This window comes from Ralstonia sp. 1B3 (assembly GCF_036631435.1).
Genome location: NZ_JAPNUG010000041.1, coordinates 23,708 through 40,854 on the forward strand (window position 1 = coordinate 23,708; position 17,147 = coordinate 40,854).

Annotated in this window: 14 protein-coding genes and 3 pseudogenes; 4 read left to right on the forward strand and 13 right to left on the reverse strand. The window is 65.2% G+C overall.

Features of this window, described 5'->3' with window-relative positions; genetic code table 11:
* Positions 1 to 38 precede the first annotated feature (38 nt).
* On the forward strand, positions 39 to 944 hold the full coding sequence (locus tag OWR21_RS12010; RefSeq protein ID WP_102065627.1) for a LysR substrate-binding domain-containing protein: 906 nt from the start codon (positions 39 to 41) through the stop codon (positions 942 to 944).
* Positions 945 to 1,070: 126 nt separating this feature from the next.
* On the opposite strand, the gene OWR21_RS12015 is transcribed toward OWR21_RS12010, so the two are convergent.
* The 6 genes from OWR21_RS12015 to OWR21_RS12040 form a co-directional block, all read right to left on the reverse strand.
* Complete coding sequence (locus OWR21_RS12015; protein WP_332395367.1) at positions 1,071 to 1,247, reverse strand: hypothetical protein; 177 nt, start codon at positions 1,245 to 1,247, stop codon at positions 1,071 to 1,073.
* A gap of 357 nt (positions 1,248 to 1,604) precedes the next feature.
* On the reverse strand, positions 1,605 to 2,186 hold the full coding sequence (locus tag OWR21_RS12020; protein ID WP_332395368.1) for a J domain-containing protein: 582 nt from the start codon (positions 2,184 to 2,186) through the stop codon (positions 1,605 to 1,607).
* 126 nt (positions 2,187 to 2,312) lie between these two features.
* On the reverse strand, positions 2,313 to 3,788 hold the full coding sequence (locus tag OWR21_RS12025) for a YncE family protein (RefSeq protein WP_332395369.1): 1,476 nt from the start codon (positions 3,786 to 3,788) through the stop codon (positions 2,313 to 2,315).
* The gene (locus OWR21_RS12030) at positions 3,788 to 4,243 is read right to left on the reverse strand and encodes a DUF305 domain-containing protein (protein WP_332395370.1); all 456 of its coding nucleotides are present in this window, start codon (positions 4,241 to 4,243) and stop codon (positions 3,788 to 3,790) included. The genes OWR21_RS12025 and OWR21_RS12030 overlap by 1 nt, the downstream gene beginning before the upstream one ends.
* 180 nt (positions 4,244 to 4,423) lie before the next feature.
* Entirely contained in the window at positions 4,424 to 4,801 is a 378-nt protein-coding gene (locus OWR21_RS12035; protein ID WP_316890469.1) for a cytochrome c oxidase subunit II, read from the reverse strand.
* A gap of 1 nt (position 4,802) precedes the next feature.
* Positions 4,803 to 5,765 (reverse strand): metallophosphoesterase family protein, encoded by a 963-nt coding sequence (locus OWR21_RS12040; RefSeq protein WP_332395371.1) that lies wholly within the window; start codon positions 5,763 to 5,765, stop codon positions 4,803 to 4,805.
* 197 nt (positions 5,766 to 5,962) lie between these two features.
* Between OWR21_RS12040 and OWR21_RS12045 the strand changes: the two genes are divergently transcribed.
* Together OWR21_RS12045 and OWR21_RS12050 are read left to right on the forward strand one after the other, a co-directional pair.
* Positions 5,963 to 6,598 (forward strand): RNA polymerase sigma factor, encoded by a 636-nt coding sequence (locus OWR21_RS12045; protein WP_316890472.1) that lies wholly within the window; start codon positions 5,963 to 5,965, stop codon positions 6,596 to 6,598.
* Positions 6,588 to 7,409 carry an anti-sigma factor family protein gene (locus tag OWR21_RS12050; RefSeq protein WP_316890474.1) on the forward strand — a complete coding sequence of 274 codons (822 nt, stop codon included), beginning with the start codon at positions 6,588 to 6,590 and terminating at the stop codon, positions 7,407 to 7,409. The genes OWR21_RS12045 and OWR21_RS12050 overlap by 11 nt, the downstream gene beginning before the upstream one ends.
* A 9-nt stretch (positions 7,410 to 7,418) precedes the next feature.
* Here OWR21_RS12050 and OWR21_RS12055 read toward each other — a convergent pair whose 3' ends face one another.
* From OWR21_RS12055 to OWR21_RS12070, 4 genes and pseudogenes are all read right to left on the reverse strand, one after another.
* On the reverse strand, positions 7,419 to 10,091 hold the full coding sequence (locus tag OWR21_RS12055) for a bifunctional diguanylate cyclase/phosphodiesterase (RefSeq protein WP_332395372.1): 2,673 nt from the start codon (positions 10,089 to 10,091) through the stop codon (positions 7,419 to 7,421).
* Between the two features lie 256 nt (positions 10,092 to 10,347).
* Positions 10,348 to 12,471: pseudogene (locus tag OWR21_RS12060) on the reverse strand (3-hydroxyacyl-CoA dehydrogenase NAD-binding domain-containing protein).
* Positions 12,472 to 12,484: 13 nt separating this feature from the next.
* Positions 12,485 to 13,690 (reverse strand): acetyl-CoA C-acetyltransferase, encoded by a 1,206-nt coding sequence (locus OWR21_RS12065; protein WP_316890478.1) that lies wholly within the window; start codon positions 13,688 to 13,690, stop codon positions 12,485 to 12,487.
* A 27-nt stretch (positions 13,691 to 13,717) separates the two neighbouring features.
* Positions 13,718 to 14,859: pseudogene (locus OWR21_RS12070) on the reverse strand (acyl-CoA dehydrogenase family protein).
* 88 nt (positions 14,860 to 14,947) lie between these two features.
* On the opposite strand from OWR21_RS12070, the pseudogene OWR21_RS12075 reads away from it, so the two are divergent.
* A pseudogene (locus tag OWR21_RS12075) lies at positions 14,948 to 15,966 on the forward strand (GlxA family transcriptional regulator).
* 4 nt (positions 15,967 to 15,970) lie between these two features.
* Here the strand turns inward: OWR21_RS12075 and OWR21_RS12080 are convergent.
* Genes OWR21_RS12080 through OWR21_RS12090 form a run of 3 tightly spaced genes read right to left on the reverse strand, consistent with a single transcriptional unit; the run spans position 15,971 to position 17,016 of the window.
* Positions 15,971 to 16,105, reverse strand: coding sequence for a hypothetical protein (locus OWR21_RS12080; protein ID WP_004632518.1), 135 nt, complete (start codon positions 16,103 to 16,105; stop codon positions 15,971 to 15,973).
* A 47-nt stretch (positions 16,106 to 16,152) separates the two neighbouring features.
* Positions 16,153 to 16,545, reverse strand: coding sequence for a tautomerase family protein (locus OWR21_RS12085; RefSeq protein ID WP_147218758.1), 393 nt, complete (start codon positions 16,543 to 16,545; stop codon positions 16,153 to 16,155).
* Positions 16,546 to 16,599: 54 nt separating this feature from the next.
* Complete coding sequence (locus OWR21_RS12090) at positions 16,600 to 17,016, reverse strand: MarR family winged helix-turn-helix transcriptional regulator (RefSeq protein WP_027679670.1); 417 nt, start codon at positions 17,014 to 17,016, stop codon at positions 16,600 to 16,602.
* Between the last annotated feature and the right edge of the window lie 131 nt (positions 17,017 to 17,147).

Genomic DNA, 17,147 nt, shown 5'->3' on the forward strand with positions numbered 1-17,147 from the left:
GCAGCGCGCCCGTTGAACGCGCCCGGAGGGGCCCTGCCATGGCAATCGATGAAGACATCACCCTGAAGAAGCTGGAGGTCTTCCAGTCGTTCATGACGCTGGGCAACATGGCCCGCGTGTCGGAGGCGCTGGGGCAAAGCACGGTGAGCGTGCACCGCGCGCTGCATTCGCTGGAAGAGGGTTTGCGCTGCCCGCTGTTCAAACGCGATGGGCGCAAGCTGATTCCGCTGTCGACCGCCTACGTGTTTGCCGAACACGTGGAGCGCATCCTGGCCGAGTGCGAAGCCGGTGTGCGCCGCACGCGCGAAGCTGCGGGCTTTTCGTCAACGACGCTGAAGATCGGTGGGCTCTATTCGATGACGGTCGGCACGTTGCCGCGCATCTTTGCGGGCCTGAAAACGCGCCGCTCCGCACTCGACATCGAACTCACCCTCGGCTCGAACCGCAGCCTGCTCGCCAAGCTGGAAGACGGGCAACTCGACGCCATCGTCATCGCGCTGGGCGAGCCGCTGCGCAATCCCGATCTGCTGACCGTGCCGATGTTCGACGATGAGATTCTGTTTGCCGCACCGCTCGCCTCGCCGTACGCAGCATCGGCCGAGATCGACCTGCAAACCGTGCGCAGCGAAAAGTTCGTCGCACTCGGCGATGACTTTGCGACGTACCACGACTTCATGGCCGCCTTCGACAAGGCCGGCTTTGCCCCGCAGATCGCGCTGCGCGTGGGCGATATCTTCTCGCTCATGAACCTCGTGAGCGGCGGCATCGGCTACGCACTGCTGCCGCGCCGCGTGGCGGATTTCAGCCCGAAGGTGCAATTGATCCCGCTGGCCGCGCGCTATGCGATCAGCCAGCACATCGTGCTGGTGATGCAGCGCAATCGGGAGCGGGATCCGAATCTGTTGGCGTTGTCGGCGGAGTGTCGGTTGTTGGGGGCGAGATAGCGCGGGTACTCCAGCGCGAGCAGCGCGCCACGCAGCGTAATGGGTGGGCGAGCCCAGGCAAGCCCGGGCACCGATGCTGCAACATCGGCACGCGCAGGGCTTGATGCGCCTGGGCCGCCCATGAAGTCAGTGTTGCTCGGGGTGTTCTGGCGTACTAGCCGCGGTGGTGGCGCGCGCGTTGCCGGCAGCGTTGCGGTTGAACACCGCGTGCAGGAATCCACGCGCAGACTGCGCGCCTTTCTGATATTCGCTGTAGGCGTCGCCAGCCGTTGAACTGGTGGGGTGGGGGATCGAGCGGGTCACGGCATTCCTCTTCATGTGATGAACGGAACCGCGCCCAACCCTTGGGAGGGGTGGGCGAGCACAGGCAAGGTGGAAAACCGATACATACCAATCGGCACGGCCGAAGCCGTTCAAGCCTGGCTCGCCCCAGGAGGGAGACGAAGCCAAGCCATAGCAAATGAGGACAAGAACCTATGCTCGGTTCCTGCCCGGTATGTACAAGGTTTCCACACCTCGATCGTTTTCTCTATGGCACGGAAAACGATGGCGCAGAGTGTACCGATGGCTGCTTCGTCTGAGCAGGGGCGAAACTATAAATCAGAATTGGCGTACGGCCGGATGTGTCCCCGCAGCTCGGCGCTGTTGAAAGTCCGGCAACTATTGCCGCAGACCAAACAAGCCCTGCCAGAACGACTCGAACGCGCTGGAGGCTCGCTGGGGCGAAGTCGCTTCATCGGATTTGATCGTCGTCGCATTGTCGGGCGAATCTGTAGTGGCTGCGCTCTCCCGCCGTGCTTCCTGCAAGGCCCACACGCTGTCGGCAATGCGCGCGGCGAGTTCTGCATCGCAATCCTTGCCGAGCAGCACGCCGAACAGGACGTCGCGATTGTGGCCGTCGTCGGCAAAGCGCATCGCGATGGCGACCATCTTTTCGTAATGCGCTTGCGCAAGGCGTTCGCGCTCGCGTTGCGCTTCCTGCTCCTGTGCTTCCTGCGCGTCACGCTCGGCCTGCCAGCGCTGCATTTCCTGCGCGAAGACCTCGTCGTAGACGCGCCGCTGCTCAGTGTCGGAGAGGATGGCGTAGGCCTCGCGGATCTCCTGGAACGCCGCATAGGCCTCGGCTTCGCGGCCGGGGTTGCGATCGGGGTGCCACTTCATCGCGGCGCGGCGGTAAGCGAGCTTGATTTCGTCCAGGGTCGCGTCTGGCTGCACGCCGAGGGTCGCGTAGATGGTGGTCATGTGCGGTGTGGCGGCTGCCGGGGGGAAGGTCATCCTAGCATGGGCATGTTGCCCAGCTGGGCACACCGGTGCATCAGCAAAATTGGCGCCCGGCGCGGCCAAAACACCGCGTCGGGCGCATCGCGCTTACCTCGCCTGAACCTGCACCGCTGTCCCCAGGTTGCCCGATACCACCGGCGCAATCACGAGGTATCGGCGTGCGTTACCGGCGTCAGCGTTGGCAGGCGTAACGATCTGCCGAATCTGCCCGATCGAGTTGACGATGGCGCCGCCGGCCGGGTTGGTCATGAAGTTCGCCAGGTTCTCCAGCGGGCCGCTGCCGTCTGCATGCTGTGACAAGGCAAGCGCATAGGGCTGCTTCGGCTGCAGTCCGGTCACCGAGGCCTGGAGAACTTGAACGAGCCCTTGGTCGAACAGCGCCACGCTGGTCGGCGCTGCCAATGCGCCGGACTTGTCTGCGCCAGCCGGCAAGAGCGTGAGATGACTGACCTGCCCCGCTACGCCGAGCGGCTGCAGATTCTGCGTGCCGTCGCCCTCAGGCACCGCATTCGGCACGTACGTCAGCGCCTGCGGTGCCTGGCCGATCGGAATGGTCGACACGACCTTGTTCGTCAGTGTGTCGATGACGGCGAGCGCGTCGTCATTCTCCAGACCGACGTAGATGCGTGTGCCGTCCCCTGATGGCCATAGACCGTGCGGAAGTTTGCCGACCGGAATCGTTGCGACCTGTTCGAAGTTGTCGGCGCGGAACACCTTGACCTGATTCGTGCCGCCAATCGTCACGTAGGCGAACGTGCCTTTCGCGTTGTGCGCAAAGTTGACGTGATTGGTGATGGGCCCGGTGTCGAATGAGGTGATCGCGCTGAACGGCGGCTCGGCGCTGAACACCTGCGCCTTGCCGATGTCCTTCAATGTGAACCACACCTGCTTGCCGTCGGGCGTGGCGGCAATGTTGGGGCAGAACGGCGATTCCTGCTTGATGCGTCCCACGATCTTGTGATCCGCCGTCGAGATCACCACCGTTTCCGGATTGAACGACGAGCACACGTAGCCGTACTTGCCGTCCGGCGAAAAGATCTGCATGCCGGGGCCCGCCGGTACGGTCACGCGCGTCTTCTCCGCATAGGTCTTGGCGTCGAGCACGGAGATGTAGTTCTCACCGCGCACGGTCACCCACACCTCGCTGCCATCCGGCGTGTAGAACGCTTCGTGAGGTGAGCGGCCAACATACGTCGTGTGTCTGACCGCGTTGGTCCGCGTATCGATGAACGTGACCGAGTTGGAGCCGATGGAGACCACCGCCAGGGTCCGGTGATCGGGCGAGAAGCCCATGCCATGCACCAGCACCTGTCCGCGATAGAGCGGGCTGAAGTTGGCCGGTGCCGGATCGCCCAGTTTGATCACCCCGAGGAGCGTGTTGCTGGCGGGGTCCGTGACCGACACCGTGTTGGAAAATTGCTCCGCCGCATAGACGCGATCCTTGTGGCTGATGGGAATGTCAGGCGAGGCGAGCGATGCGGGAGCTTGGCCGGCGCATGCGATCGGGGCGCACGTCAGGGCCGCCGCGCCAAGTGCGGTGGCAACAAACAGTCGGTGTTTCATCAATCTTCCTGTGGGTGAGTGGTGTGGCCGTGATGCGCCGCGTGGAGTGAGGGCGCAGTCGTGGTCGGGGCGGGTGCAGACGGAGGCAGCGGCTGACCAAGCGCCAGGCGCATCGCGGCAATCTCCTGCTGTTGCGCGATGACGATTTCCTGCGCGATGCGGCGCAGCTGTTCGTTCCGGCCGTAGCGCAGGTAGGCCACGGCCATGTCGATGGCGCCCTGATGATGCGGCGCCATCATCGCCACGAAATCCTGGTCGATGTTGCCGGAGGGCCTGGGGGCCATCCCGTCCATCATCCTCGTCATGGCGACATCGTTTTCAGCAAGGAACGCCTGCTCGACATCGGCTTGGGGCGGCGGTTGCTGCGCAAGCGCAGCGTGCGCACCGATGCCTGACAAGAGCGTGAGAACAGCGAACAGCAACGCGCGCGGGCGATGCTTCAAACGTGACGACATGGGTTCTCCAGGATGCGCGCCGACGGCGTGATAGCGGAGTAAACAAGGCAGGGCGGCGGTTTATTCCCACGCGTCGCAAAGATTTATTTTTCGCTGCACACACAAGCCACGCACGCGTCCCCCAAATGAAAACGCCCCGAACAGGTCGGGGCGTTTCGCTTCGCATTTTGTTGTTGCGCTTCAGGTGACGGTCAACGTTCCATTCATCGTCTCGTGGCCCGAGCCACAGAAGATGTCGCACAGGAAATCGAACGTGCCCGTCTTGTCGGGTGTGAGCGCCAGCCGCACGGTCTGCCCCGGCACCACGTCGGCGCGTACGTTGAAATCCGGAATCGAAAAACCCATCAGGATGTCCTGCCCGGTCAGTTCGAACACGACCGGCACGCCACGCTTGAGCGTGATCTTGTCGGGCGTGAAGGTGAACTTGCGCGCGTGCACGCGGATGACCGTCGGGCCCTCGCCGTGCGCAACGCAGGCAAGCGCTGCGCCTGCGGCGAGCACGGTGAACTGGCGCAGCGCCAAGCGGCGCTTGGGGTTGTGTGCGATGAACGTGCGCATGTCAGGTGGCCTCCGGCGTCTTGTTGATGGTGTTGGCTTCGCTGTTCGCATGGATCGGCTGCTCGGCCAGCGCCCAGGTGGCGGCATCGTGCTTGCCGTGCTCGGTGATGCTGCGCCAGCCGAGGCCGCGATACGGCGCGGCGGCATCCCACGGGATCGGGTTCCGTTTGGCCTGCGAGCCCGGGGCGGGCGGTGCAGGCAGCGGGAACATCAGCGAGCGCGCCGAGTGGTGCGCAATGTGCCCAGTCATGTGGTGGTGTTCCTGGTGGATGTGGCCGTAGAACACCGTCACGTTCGGGTGCGGCATCAGCAAGTCGATGACCTGCTGGCCGTCGCGCGTGGCCCAGTCCCATTGTGGGTACAGATCGAACAGCGGCCGGTGCGTGAACACGACGATGGGCGTGTGCGCCGGCACGGAGCGCACATCGGCCGCCAGCCACGCGATCTGTGCCTCGCCCACGCGCGCGGACGGGTCTGACACGTTGTCGACGGCGATGAAGTGCACGCCCTTGTGATCGAACGAGTAATGCGTGCGGCCGAAGAGTTCGATATAGGCCTCGCCGTTGTCGAGCGAAGCGTCGTGCTCGCCCGGCATGTAATGCACCACCGGCACCTTGATCTGCGCGGCAATGTCGCGAAACTCGGCCAGCCGCTTGCGGCGTTCGGCAGGGTCGTCGCTGATGTGGCTGAGGTCGCCCGTGAAGATGACGAAGTCCGGCGCGGGCGACAGCGCGTTCACCGCCGCAATCGCCTTGGGTAGCGTGCCCTGCGAATCGGGGTTGGGCGCGCCCTTGAAGCCCCAATGCGTGTCGGATAGCTGCACGAAGTAGAAATCGTCTGGCTTGGCGCCGGCGGCGCGCGTGGTGGCCGCCATCGCCTGCCAGCCGGGCAGGCCCCATGCGTACACCAGACCGCCGACCGCGGCCAGTTGCAGGAACTGGCGTCGTCCGGGTTGCTTGCTCATGGGTGTCCCCTGCAATAGATGGCTGAGTTGGGTATCGACCCGGCACGATGGAAATGGAAGAAGCGCCGGTCCTGCCTGTCATACCGACCGGGGTGCCCGCGTATTCCACGAGATTCGCGTTTCCACAAAATTTCTTCGGCGCGGGAATAAACTGGATTGCACCCCGGTATACGAAGGTCAACTGCCTCCAGGCCGCCATGCCCGACCTGCCAGACCCCACGCTCGATCTGCCCACCGACGCGCAGCGCTTTGCGCAGGCGGTGTTGCCGCATGTCGATGCCGCCTACAACCTGGCGCGCTGGCTCTCGGGCGACGCGCAAGACGCCGACGACATCGTCCAGGAAGCGTGCCTGCGCGCATTCCGGCTGTTCGGCGGGTTTCGCGGCGGGGATGGACGCCCGTGGCTGCTCGCCATCGTGCGCAACACGTGGTTCTCGGAGTGCGCGCGCCGAAAGCAGGCCCCGGCCCAGCCGTGGGACGACGATGCAGCAGCAGGACAGGCGCACGACGACAGCGCCAGCTACGGCATCGACCCCGCCGCGCTGCTCGCCCGCATCGACGATGTGCGCCGCGTGCATGCCGCGTTGGCGCAATTGCCGGTGCCGTATCGCGAGGTGCTCGTGTTGCGCGAGCTGGAAGACCTTCCGTACCGCGACATTGCCGCCGTGGTCGACGCGCCCATCGGCACGGTCATGTCGCGGCTGGCGCGTGCGCGGCAGCAGCTCGCACGCCTGTTGACGGAAGACAACGCACCCCCGCGCACGAACGTGACGCCCATCCGCGCAACGGGCGGTATGGGAAACAGCACCAAGGAGTCCCGCCATGAACTGTGACGACATCCGCGCGCTGCTGGCTGCCCGCGCCGATGGCGAACTCGGTGCGGCCGACAGCCTGCGCATGGAAGCGCACCTGACCACGTGTGCCGCTTGCACCGACATCGCTGCGCGCCACGATGGCGTGGTGCGTGTGCTGCGCCAGGGGCTGCGTGCGCCGGCGGTGTACATGAAGGCGCCGGCGGGTTTGAGCGCGCGCGTCTTGCATGCCGTGCAGGCCGAGGCCGGCGTGCGGGCCGAACCGGCTGCCACGCGCACGCCGCGCCCGGCGGCATCGCCATGGCAGCACTTGGCCAATTGGTTGATCACGCCATCCCGCGGGCTCGGCTTGGGGCTGGGAGCCGGCGCGCTGGCGGCGGTGGCGCTCGGCGTGGGCGTGCTGGTTGGGCGGCCCGACACGGCTGCACTCACCGCGCACGACATCACCGCCAGCCATGTGCGGGCGTTGCTGGGCGCGCGGGAGACGGACGTGTTGTCGAGCGACCGGCACACGGTCAAGCCGTGGTTCAACGGCCGCATCGACTATGCGCCGCCTGTTGCTGACCTTGCCGCACACGGTTTCCCGCTCATCGGCGGCCGGTTGGACTACATCGACGGACGTCCGGTGGCGGTGCTGGTCTACCGCTCAGCGCAGCATCCCGTCGACTTGTACGTGCGGCCCGAGGCGGGCGGCGATACCGAGCCCGCGCTGCGCACCGAGCGCGGCTACCAGCTGATGTTCTGGCGCAGCGCCGGCATGGGCTACTGGGCCATCACCGATGCGTCTGCCGACGTGGTGCAGGCGTTTGCCCGGGCCGTGCGCGGCGGATGAAAAAAGCGGTCAGGTTTCCGCAAGCTGCTGTCTTTTGAGCACAAAGGCTTCAAAAGCGGCCGCGGGCACCGGCGGGCAGAAAAGGTGGCCCTGGCCGTAATCACAGCCCGCTGCCACCAGGATCGCCTTCTGCTCCTCGGTCTCGATGCCCTCGGCAATGACCTTGATGCGCAGTGCGTGCGCCATGCTGACGATGGCGCTGCACAGTGCGATGTCTTTCGGGTCATGCGCGAGGCTGCGCACGAATGACTGGTCGATCTTGATGTAGTCGATGTCGAAGCGTTTGAGGTACGACAGCGACGAATACCCCGTACCGAAATCGTCGAGCGCGATGTCGATGCCCGCGCGCCGGAATTCGTGCAGGTGTTCCATCACCTCTGCACTGTCGGCCATCAGTGAGCCCTCGGTAATTTCAACGACGAGGCTGTGCGGCGCAAGCCCCCGGCGCTCCACCACCTTCGGCCACGATTCGGTGCCCGACTGGTGCGCGCGGAACTCCAGCGGCGATTTGTTCACCGACACCTGCAGCGTGTTGTCGAGCGTGGCGTGCCAGTGTGCGAGCCGGTCCAGCGCCTGGTTCAGCACCCATTTGCCGATCTCGACGATCAGCCCGCTGTCTTCGGCCACCGGAATGAAATCCGCCGGATCGATCTCGCCCCGCACGGGATGCGTCCAGCGGATCAGCGCCTCCGCCTTGCGGACCTTCCCCGTGACCAGATCGACGATGGGTTGGTAGTGCACCGCAAGCTGGCCGTGCGCGAGGGCCACCCGCAAGTCGCTGGTCACGCGCAGGCGTTCCTGTTCGGCACGCTGCAAGGCCGGGGTGAAGACGGCCCACTGGTTGCGCCCGGCGCTCTTGGCCGCAAACATGGCCTGGTCTGCGCACACGAGCAACGATTCAGCGGTGTCGGCATCGCGCGGATACAGCGCTACCCCGATGCTGGCCGACACTTCCACGCTTTCTTCGCCCAGCTGCAACGGCGCGGCAATGCGCGTGAGCAAGCTGCGGATGATGGGTGTGGCCGCTGCGGCATCGGGCAGGTCCGGCAGGATGATGGTGAACTCGTCGCCAGCCAGCCGCGCGACCGTATCGGTGCCGCGCACGATGGCCGAGATGCGCCGGGCGATCTCCTTGAGGAGGATGTCGCCCTGGTCATGGCCGAGCGAGTCGTTCACTTCCTTGAAACGGTCCAGATCGATGAACAGCAACGCCAGTAGTGTCGACGTCTGGCGCGCCCGCGCAATCTCCTGGCGCAGGCGGTTGTAGAACATGTGCCGGTTGGGCAGATCGGTGAGCGCGTCGAAGTTGGCCTGCCGCCAGATGACCTCTTCGGCGCGCTTCTTCTCCGTCATGTCGTGGATGAGCGCAACGCGGCGTGGCTCGCCCAGCGTGCTGTCTGCAAACGTGTCGATGGTGAGCAGCGCGGGGAACTCGCTGCCGTCCTTGCGGCGGATCAGGTACTCGCCGCTCCACGTGCCTCTGGTGGACACGCCCTCGCGCATGGCGTCGATGACGGCGCGCTCGTTGCATTCGGAGCGGATCGCGTCGCTGGACTGGCCCTTGAACTCCTGCGCCGAATAGCCCGTGGTGACGGTAAAGGCCGGGTTCACGTCGATCACGCGCCCGTCGAGCGTCATCACCATCATTGCTTCGCTGCTCGATGCATAGACCATGGACGCCAGGCGCATGTCTTCCATGTGCCGCTTGCGCTCGGCTCCCTGGTGGCGCAGCGTGAAATACAGCAGCGCGAGAAGCAGGGTGGAGCCTGCCGCCTCGACCAGCGCGGTGCGCCGATAGCCGTCGTAAGGCGCCAGCACCGAGACGACCGACTCGCCCACCAGGAAGTACAGCCCGATCTCCGGCACATGGTGATAGCCGATGATGCGCTCCACTCCGTCGGTGCCCGACACCACGCGGTAGCTGCCGGTGTCCTGCGCACCGGGCTTGTTGAACTGCCGGCGGCGCGGCGGCTTTTCGATACCTGCAGTCGGGTTCGGCACGCGGGCCAGGATCTGACCGGACTCGCGGATGATGGTGGCAGCCCCGTCCTTGCCGATGGCGAGCGTATTGGCAAAGCTCGCGAACTGTTCCGGGCTGACCGACACCACCACGACGCCAGCAAACTGGCCCGCCCTGAGGATGGGGCGCGTGAACTGGATTGACCACTTTTTCGAGACCTTGCCCTGCACCGGGTCGCTGATGAACAGCACGTCGCGTCCGCCGGATTCCTTGTGCACGCGAAAGTGCTCGCGCTGGCTCAGGTCGAGGCGTTCTGTCGTGGGGCCGATGCTGGAGTAGACGAGCATCCCGTTCTCGTCGATCACAGCCACCTGGAAGGTCAGGTCGCGCACGGCTTCCTGCCGCTCGTGGATCACGTGGTCGAACACGTCGCGACCGGATAGCCAGCTCGCGCGCAGATCGAGCAGGAATTCGGACACGCGCCGCACGCTGCCGAGCGAGTACTCGCCAAATGCCCGTGCTTCGACCTGCGTGCGCGCCTGCGCATCACGGATCAGCCGGTCGCGTTCTTGTGTGAGTTGATGGAACGTGAACGTCCAGATGAACAGCAGGACCACCGCCGCCCCGATGTTCAGCGGCGACAGCAACCTCTGCCGCCATCCTTGCCGCGGCGTTGTCTCGGTCGTGCTATCAGAAGAAGCCTTCGATTGCTCTGCGGGCATCCCCACTCCAGCGTTTACGTGTCCAGTTGCCTAGGGCACGCGCGCAGCGTGCCTCGGTGTCGGCAATTCATGTGCCTCTCACTCTATATCGGAGCGGGCCCCATGTGTCTTAACCCGACCGTGGTAGCAGGGCAGCAGGAGCGCAATCGTTTGCTGGGGGCAGGTAAAACCCGGACTTACACTTGATTGCTGTTTGTGCGGCGCAACGCGTGCAGAGAGGCGCCGCGCGGCCGGAGGCACGCGGGCGCCGACGGGGTCAGCGTTCGTAAAACACGGCCTGTTTGTCTGCCATGTCACGCAACAGGGCAGGGGGCGCAAAGCGACGGCCGTGTTCTGCCGCGAGCCGGTCGCACAGCTCGACAAAGGCGCTCACCCCCATGCGATGGATATGCGACACAGGCCCCCACGGAATGCCGGGAACCCCAACCCAGCAGCGCGCCCACATCGGCATCGCGCGGATCGGTCACCACGCGCTCATCCAGGCATCGCGCCGTTTCCACGGCCTGCACGGTGATGAGGCGGTCGACCAGCGTCTCACGTCGGGCTGCGTGGCGGCTTGGGGGTATTCGGTCGCCAGCCCGGGCCACAGCATCTTCTTGCCGCCTTCCGGATAGTCGTAGAAGCCGCGGCCCGCCTTGCGGCCGATGCGGCCCAGCGCCACCATGCGCTCGGCCACAGCTTCGCCCGGGCGCTCGATGTAGGCAACGCCCAAGTCGGCGCGGGTCTGCTGGTTGACCTTGTGGATCAGTTCGCTCGAAACCTCGTCGATCAACGCAAGCGGCCCCACCGGCATGCCGGCCAGCAGCCCGGCGTTTTCGATCAGCGCAGGCGCCACGCCTTCGGCGAGCATCGCCAGGCCTTCGAGCACGTAGGTTGAAAACACGCGGCTCGTATAAAAGCCGCGGCTGTCATTGACGACGATGGGCGTCATGCCGATCGCCTTGACGTAATCGAGCGCCTGCGCAAGCGTCGCCCGCGTGGTCTGCCGGGCGACGATCACCTCCACCAGCGGCATCTTGTCGACCGGCGAAAAGAAATGCAGCCCGATGAAGTTGCCTGGGCGCTGGCTTGCTTCTGCCAGACCGGTAATCGGCAGCGTCGATGTGTTGGACGCGAAGATGGCATCGGGCGACAGCACCGCCTCGGCCTGGCGTGTCACGTCGGCCTTGATGTCGCGTTGCTCGAACACCGCTTCAACAACGAGCCCCGCGCCGTCCAGGTCGGCGTAGGACGTCGTGGGTTGGATACGCGCGAGCAGCGCTTCGGCCTGGTCGGCATGCAGGCGGCCGCGCTGTACCTGTTTCTCGACGAGCTTGCGTGAATAGTCTTTACCGCGTTCGGCGGCTTCTTGCGTGGTGTCGAGCAGCACGACGGGCAACCCTGCCTTGGCGGTGACGTAGGCGATGCCGGCGCCCATCATGCCGGCGCCCAGCACACCGATCTTGGCGTAGCGCCGCGCGGGCACATCGGCGGGGCGTGCGGCCAGTTTGTTGGCGGCGTTCAGGCTGAAGAAGAGGGTCCGGATCATCGCCCGTGCCTCCGGCGACAGCACCGCCTGCACGAAGTAGCGCGCCTCGGTCTTGAGGCCCGTATCGAGATCGGTGATGAGCCCTTCATATACGCACGACAGGATGCTCGCCGCGGCCGGATAGTTGCCGTAGGTTTTCTGGCGCAGCATGGCGTTGGCTGCCGTGAATAGCTGCTGCACGGCGGGGCTGGCGATGCCGCCGCCGGGCACCTTGTAGCCCTTGATGTCCCACGGTTGCTGCGCGCGGGTCTGGCCTTCACCCAGCAGCCACGTGCGCGCAGCATCGGCTTCTTCGCCTGCATTGACGACCGCATCGAGAATGCCGAGCTTGAGCGCGTCTGCCGCCTTGATGCGCTTGCCTTCAAGCAGCATCGGCAGCGCCTTCTGCACACCAATCAAGCGCGGCAGACGCTGCGTGCCGCCGCCGCCCGGCAAAAGGCCGAGCGTGACTTCGGGCAGGCCGAAGCGCGCGCGGGCGTTGTCGGCGGCCACGCGGTAGTGGCAGGCCAGCGCAATCTCCAGCCCGCCGCCCAGCGTCGAGCCCGGCAGCGCGGTGGCCACCGGCTTGCCGCAGGTTTCCAACTTGCGCAGCATGCGGTGCAGTTCGCACGTGCGTTCAAACAACGTGGCTGCATCGTCGCTGGCCTGCAGCCATTCAAGGTCGCCGCCGGCAATGAAGTCCGCCTTGGCGGAGGTGACGAGAATGCCTTTGACGCTGGCATCGGCGCATACGCGGTCGATGGCGGCAAAGAAGGCGGCGCAGGTTTCGCCGTTGAGCACGTTCTGTGCACGGCCCGGCTGGTCCCACGTGAGCGTGGCGATGCCGTCGGTGTCGATGGTGATGTCGATCATGTCAGCACGCTCCTTAAACGCGTTCGATGATGGTGGCGGTGCCCATGCCGGCACCGACGCACAACGTGGCCAGCCCCGTGTTCGCGCCACGCCGTTCCAGTTCGTCGAGCAGCGTGCCGAGAATCATGGCGCCCGTGGCGCCGAGCGGATGGCCCATCGCAATGGCGCCGCCGTTGACGTTGATGCGGTCATGCGGCACGGCCAGCACCTCCATGAAGCGCAGCACGACGGAGGCGAAGGCTTCGTTCAGTTCGTACAGGTCGATGTCGGCCGCCGACATGCCGGCGCGCTTGAGTGCCTTCTCGGCCGCGTACGAAGGGCCGGTCAACATGATCGACGGCTCCGAGCCGATGCTCGCAAAGCTGCGGATGCGCGCACGCGGTTTGAGGCCCGCGCGCTTGCCGGCCTCGCGGCTGCCGATCAATACGGCTGCGGCGCCATCGACGATGCCCGAGCTGTTGCCCGCGTGATGCACGTGTTCGATGCGTTCCAGTTCGGGATAGCGCTGGCGGATCACAGCGTCAAAGCCGTATTGCTCGCCCAATTCCGCAAACGACGGTTTGAGCTGCGCGAGTGTGTCGACGGTCGTCTGCGGGCGAATCATCTCGTCGCGGTCGAGGATGGTCAGGCCGTTCTGGTCGCGCACCGGCACGATCGAACCCGTGAACCACCCGGCCGTGCTGGCTGCGTGAGCACGGCGGTGGCTCTCGGCGGCATAGGCGTCGACGTCATGACGGCTGTAGCCCCACTTGGTGGCGATGGTGTCGGCCGACACGCCTTGCGGCACGAAGTACAGCGGGATGGCGGCGGCCGGATCCACCGGCCACGCGCCACCGCTGGCACCCATCGGCACGCGCGACATGCTCTCCACGCCGCCGCCGATGGCGAAGTCGCTCTGCCCGGCCATCACCTGCGCAGCGGCCATGTTGCAGGCCTCCAGGCCCGAGGCGCAGAAGCGGTTGATCTGCACGCCGGCCGTCGTCTCGGCATAGCCGGCGGACAGGACTGCCACGCGGCCGATGCACGCGCCTTGTTCGCCCACGGGTTCCACACAGCCGAGCACGACGTCGTCCACCAGTGCCGTGTCGAGCTGATTGCGGTCTCGGATGGCGCGCAGTGCGGTTGCGGCCAGGCGCAGCGGCGTGACACCGTGCAGGCTGCCGTCCTTCTTGCCCTTGCCGCGCGGGGTGCGAACGGCGTCGTAGATATAGGCTTCCATAGCGTTGCGTCCTGAAGGTCGTGCTCGTTAAAGGGTGCGGGCGATCAGCTCTTTCATGATCTCGTTCGTGCCGCCGTAGATCTGCTGCACGCGCGAGTCTGCCCAAGCGCGGGCGATGGGGTATTCCCACATGTAGCCGTAGCCGCCGTGCAGTTGCACGCAGCGGTCCATCACCTTGAATTGCAGGTCGGTGGTCCAGTACTTGGCCATCGATGCGGTGGCGGCATCGAGCTTGCCGGCCAGCTTGAGCGCGATGCACTGGTCGACGAACACACGGCCGATCTGCACTTCGGTTTTCAGTTCTGCCAGCGCGTGGCGCGCGGTCTGAAAATCGAGGATGGATTTGCCGAAGGCCTGGCGCTCGCGCACGTAGCGCAGCGTCCATTCGAGCGCGCCCTCGGCCGAAGCGATGGCGCCGATGGCGATCTGCAGGCGCTCCCACGGCAGTTCCTGCATCAGGTACGCAAAACCGCGATGCTCTTCGCCGAGCAGGTTGGCGGCCGGCACGCGCACGTTGTCGAAGAACAGCTCGGCGGTGTCCTGCGCCTTCATGCCGACCTTCTTCAGCCGCTTGCCCTTGCTGAAGCCGTCCATGCTGGTGTCGACGACAAAGAGGCTCGTGCCCTTGGCGCCGCCTTCGGGCGTGCTGCGCGCCACGACGATCACCACGTCCGCGTGCCAGCCGTTGGTGATGAAGATCTTTGATCCGTTGAGCACGTAATGGCTGCCGTCGCTGCTGCGCGTGGCGGTGGTGCGCACGCCTTGCAGGTCGGAGCCCGCGCCGGGTTCGGTCATGGCAATCGCGCCGATCATCTCGGCGCTCGCCAGCTTGGGCAGGTAGTGCTGCTTCAGCGCCTCGCTGCCGTAGTGCAGCAGATACGGCGCGACGATTTCCGAATGCAAGCCGAAGCCCAGGCCCGTGGCGCCCGTGCGGGCAATCTCCTCGATCAGCACCGTGCTGTAGCGGATGTCGGCCCCGCGCCGCCATAGGCCTCGGGCATGCTGGCGCAGTGGTAACCGGCGGCGGCCGCTTTTTCCCAGATGGCGCGGTCGACGTAGCCCTGGTCTTCCCAGCGCTCGTGGTGGGGCAGGACTTCGGCGTCGATGAAGCGGCGGACGGATTCACGGAAGGTGTCGTGTTCAGCATCGAACAGCGTGCGGGCAATCATGGCGGCTCCGGAATGGGCGGCGGATGGGTTGCCGTATTTCAACAAGGCCGCGACAATTCCGGTTGATCCGGATCGCCACTTTCTTGATATGAAGCGCCAGCCGAAAGCTGCCTCCAAACGCGCCGGTTTGCACACGCGGGCGCGTATCGCCATCCTCCTGCCGCCGCGCCTGTTTGCCGGTTATGTGTTTCTCACGCAGGAGATGCTGCTGATTGCCGGCACCATGCAGGCGCGCAGCGTGGATGTGATGGGCAGCCGGCTCTTCGATATCGATGTGTTGTCAGCCGATGGGGCGGCCGTCCGAAGCTTTGGCGATATGCCTGTGCCCGCCACCGCCGCGCTGACCGAAGCGCCTTACGACGTCGTGATCGTGCCCGCACAGTTCGCCCCGGAGGCGACATTGGATGCGGAAGAAGCGCGCCTCGCCGAGTGGCTGCGCAGGCGCTATGACGCTGGCGCCTTGGTCGTTGGCATGAACGCGGCGCCGCTGTTCGCCAAGGCTGGATTGCTGGATGGTTGTAGAGCGACGGGGCTGGCGAGCGAGCGCGCCTGGTTTGCACGGCATTTTCCCAACGTGCATTACACGCCCGACCGGCCGCTTGCGGTGGATGGCCGCATCATTACCGTCAGCGGCATCAACCCTGCCGTGGACGCCTGCGCGTACGTCATCGATCACTGCCGCGGGGCCGGCGCATCGCGGCGGATGCTGCGCACGGCGCTCACGCAATCCCTGCCGTCATACGAACACATGGCCGTATGGACGGCTCAGTTCAAGCGCCACGGCGATGCGGCCATGCTCGCCATCCAGGACATCGTCGAACGGGAACTGGCAGCGCCCCAACGCTGGCGGAGCTGGCGGCCCAGGCAGCGATGAGCGAGCGCAGCTTGACGCGCCGCTTTGCCGCCGCCACCGGCAGCAACCTGCGGCGCTACGTGGCGACGCTGCGGCTGGAGCTGGCCGCGTTTCTGCTGCGAACGGGCCGCCAGCCGCTCGACCATATTGCCGATGAATGCGGCTACGGCAGCGTCAGCGCACTGAGTCGCGCGTTTTCTGCCGGCCGCGGTTGCAGTCCGCTGCAATACCGGGCGCAGCATCGCCCCCGCTGAAGTTTCACGGACGCAGCAGATCGAAGCCGGCCAGCAACACCACACCCGAGAGCGCGGTCAGCGGCAGCGAATGTTGGCCAAAGTACAGTAACGCGGCGGCCAGCCAACTGGCCGCGAAGAAAGCGCTCATGCGGTTCATGATGTCACCTGATCGTTGTTGGGTGGGGAGCGGTGCGGCCGGCACATTTACGCGTGCTGGTAGCGGTATTCCTGCGTCTTGCCGCCGTAGCCGTAAGCTGCGGCGCGAACGTCCTGCACATAGATATAGCTCTCTTCGTGCAGATTGCCGAGCAGCTCGGCAAAGGCCGTGAACGCCGCGGCGATGTACTGCGCCTTCTCGGCCTTGGTATTCGTTTCGTCCGTCACCTTGATGTCGAAATAGACGCTGTTCTTGCCTTGTGCGGCCAGCGTCTGCCCGCCGACGATCCAGTCTTCGGGGTCGACATAGTCGATGGCAATAGCGGTTACCTTCGGGTCTTTGCCGAGGATGCGGGAGGTGAGTTCGAGCAAGGTGCCGGCGATCTTCTGCGTCATTTCTGCAGAACGTTTGGCGCTGACTTTGACGTTGAGGATGGGCATGATGGTTTCTCCTGTTAGTTAGCAATGCAACTACATGGCCAAAAAAATGGACGCTCATGTCAGGGTAGAGCGCACACCTCGGATCTTCGTCACCGTATCGGTGAATTCGGTACTGCCCAGCACGCGCTTCAACCTTGCGGTGACGGCGCCGCTGGCCTCGTTCAACGCCGCACCGATCTTGACGGCTTCCGGCGTCGGGAAAATGGCGGTCTCGCGGCCGTCGGCTTCCGTCTTGCGACGTTCGATCAGGCCCTTGCTTTCCAGCCCATCCAGCGCGCGCGTTGCCGTGGGGCGCGTGACGGACATGGCTTCCGACAACTCGCTTTGCAGCATGCCCGGGCGGTCGACGATCGCACGGAGCATGAAGCCTTGCGGCGGCGTGAGATCGAACGGCGCAAAGGCGTCTGCCCAGACGCGGTCGAGCTTGCGGGCCAGGGCGGTGGTGTTGAAGTAGAGGCAGTGGTCGAACATGGTGAGGTGGATGGTAGGGGAGGATGGTTAGATATGCAACTTGTGTTTTTGTTGGTGGTCCACCCCTTTCGTTCCCTGCCGGGACCGACTTACTTTTCTTTGTCTTGCCAAAGAAAAGTAAGCAAAAGAAA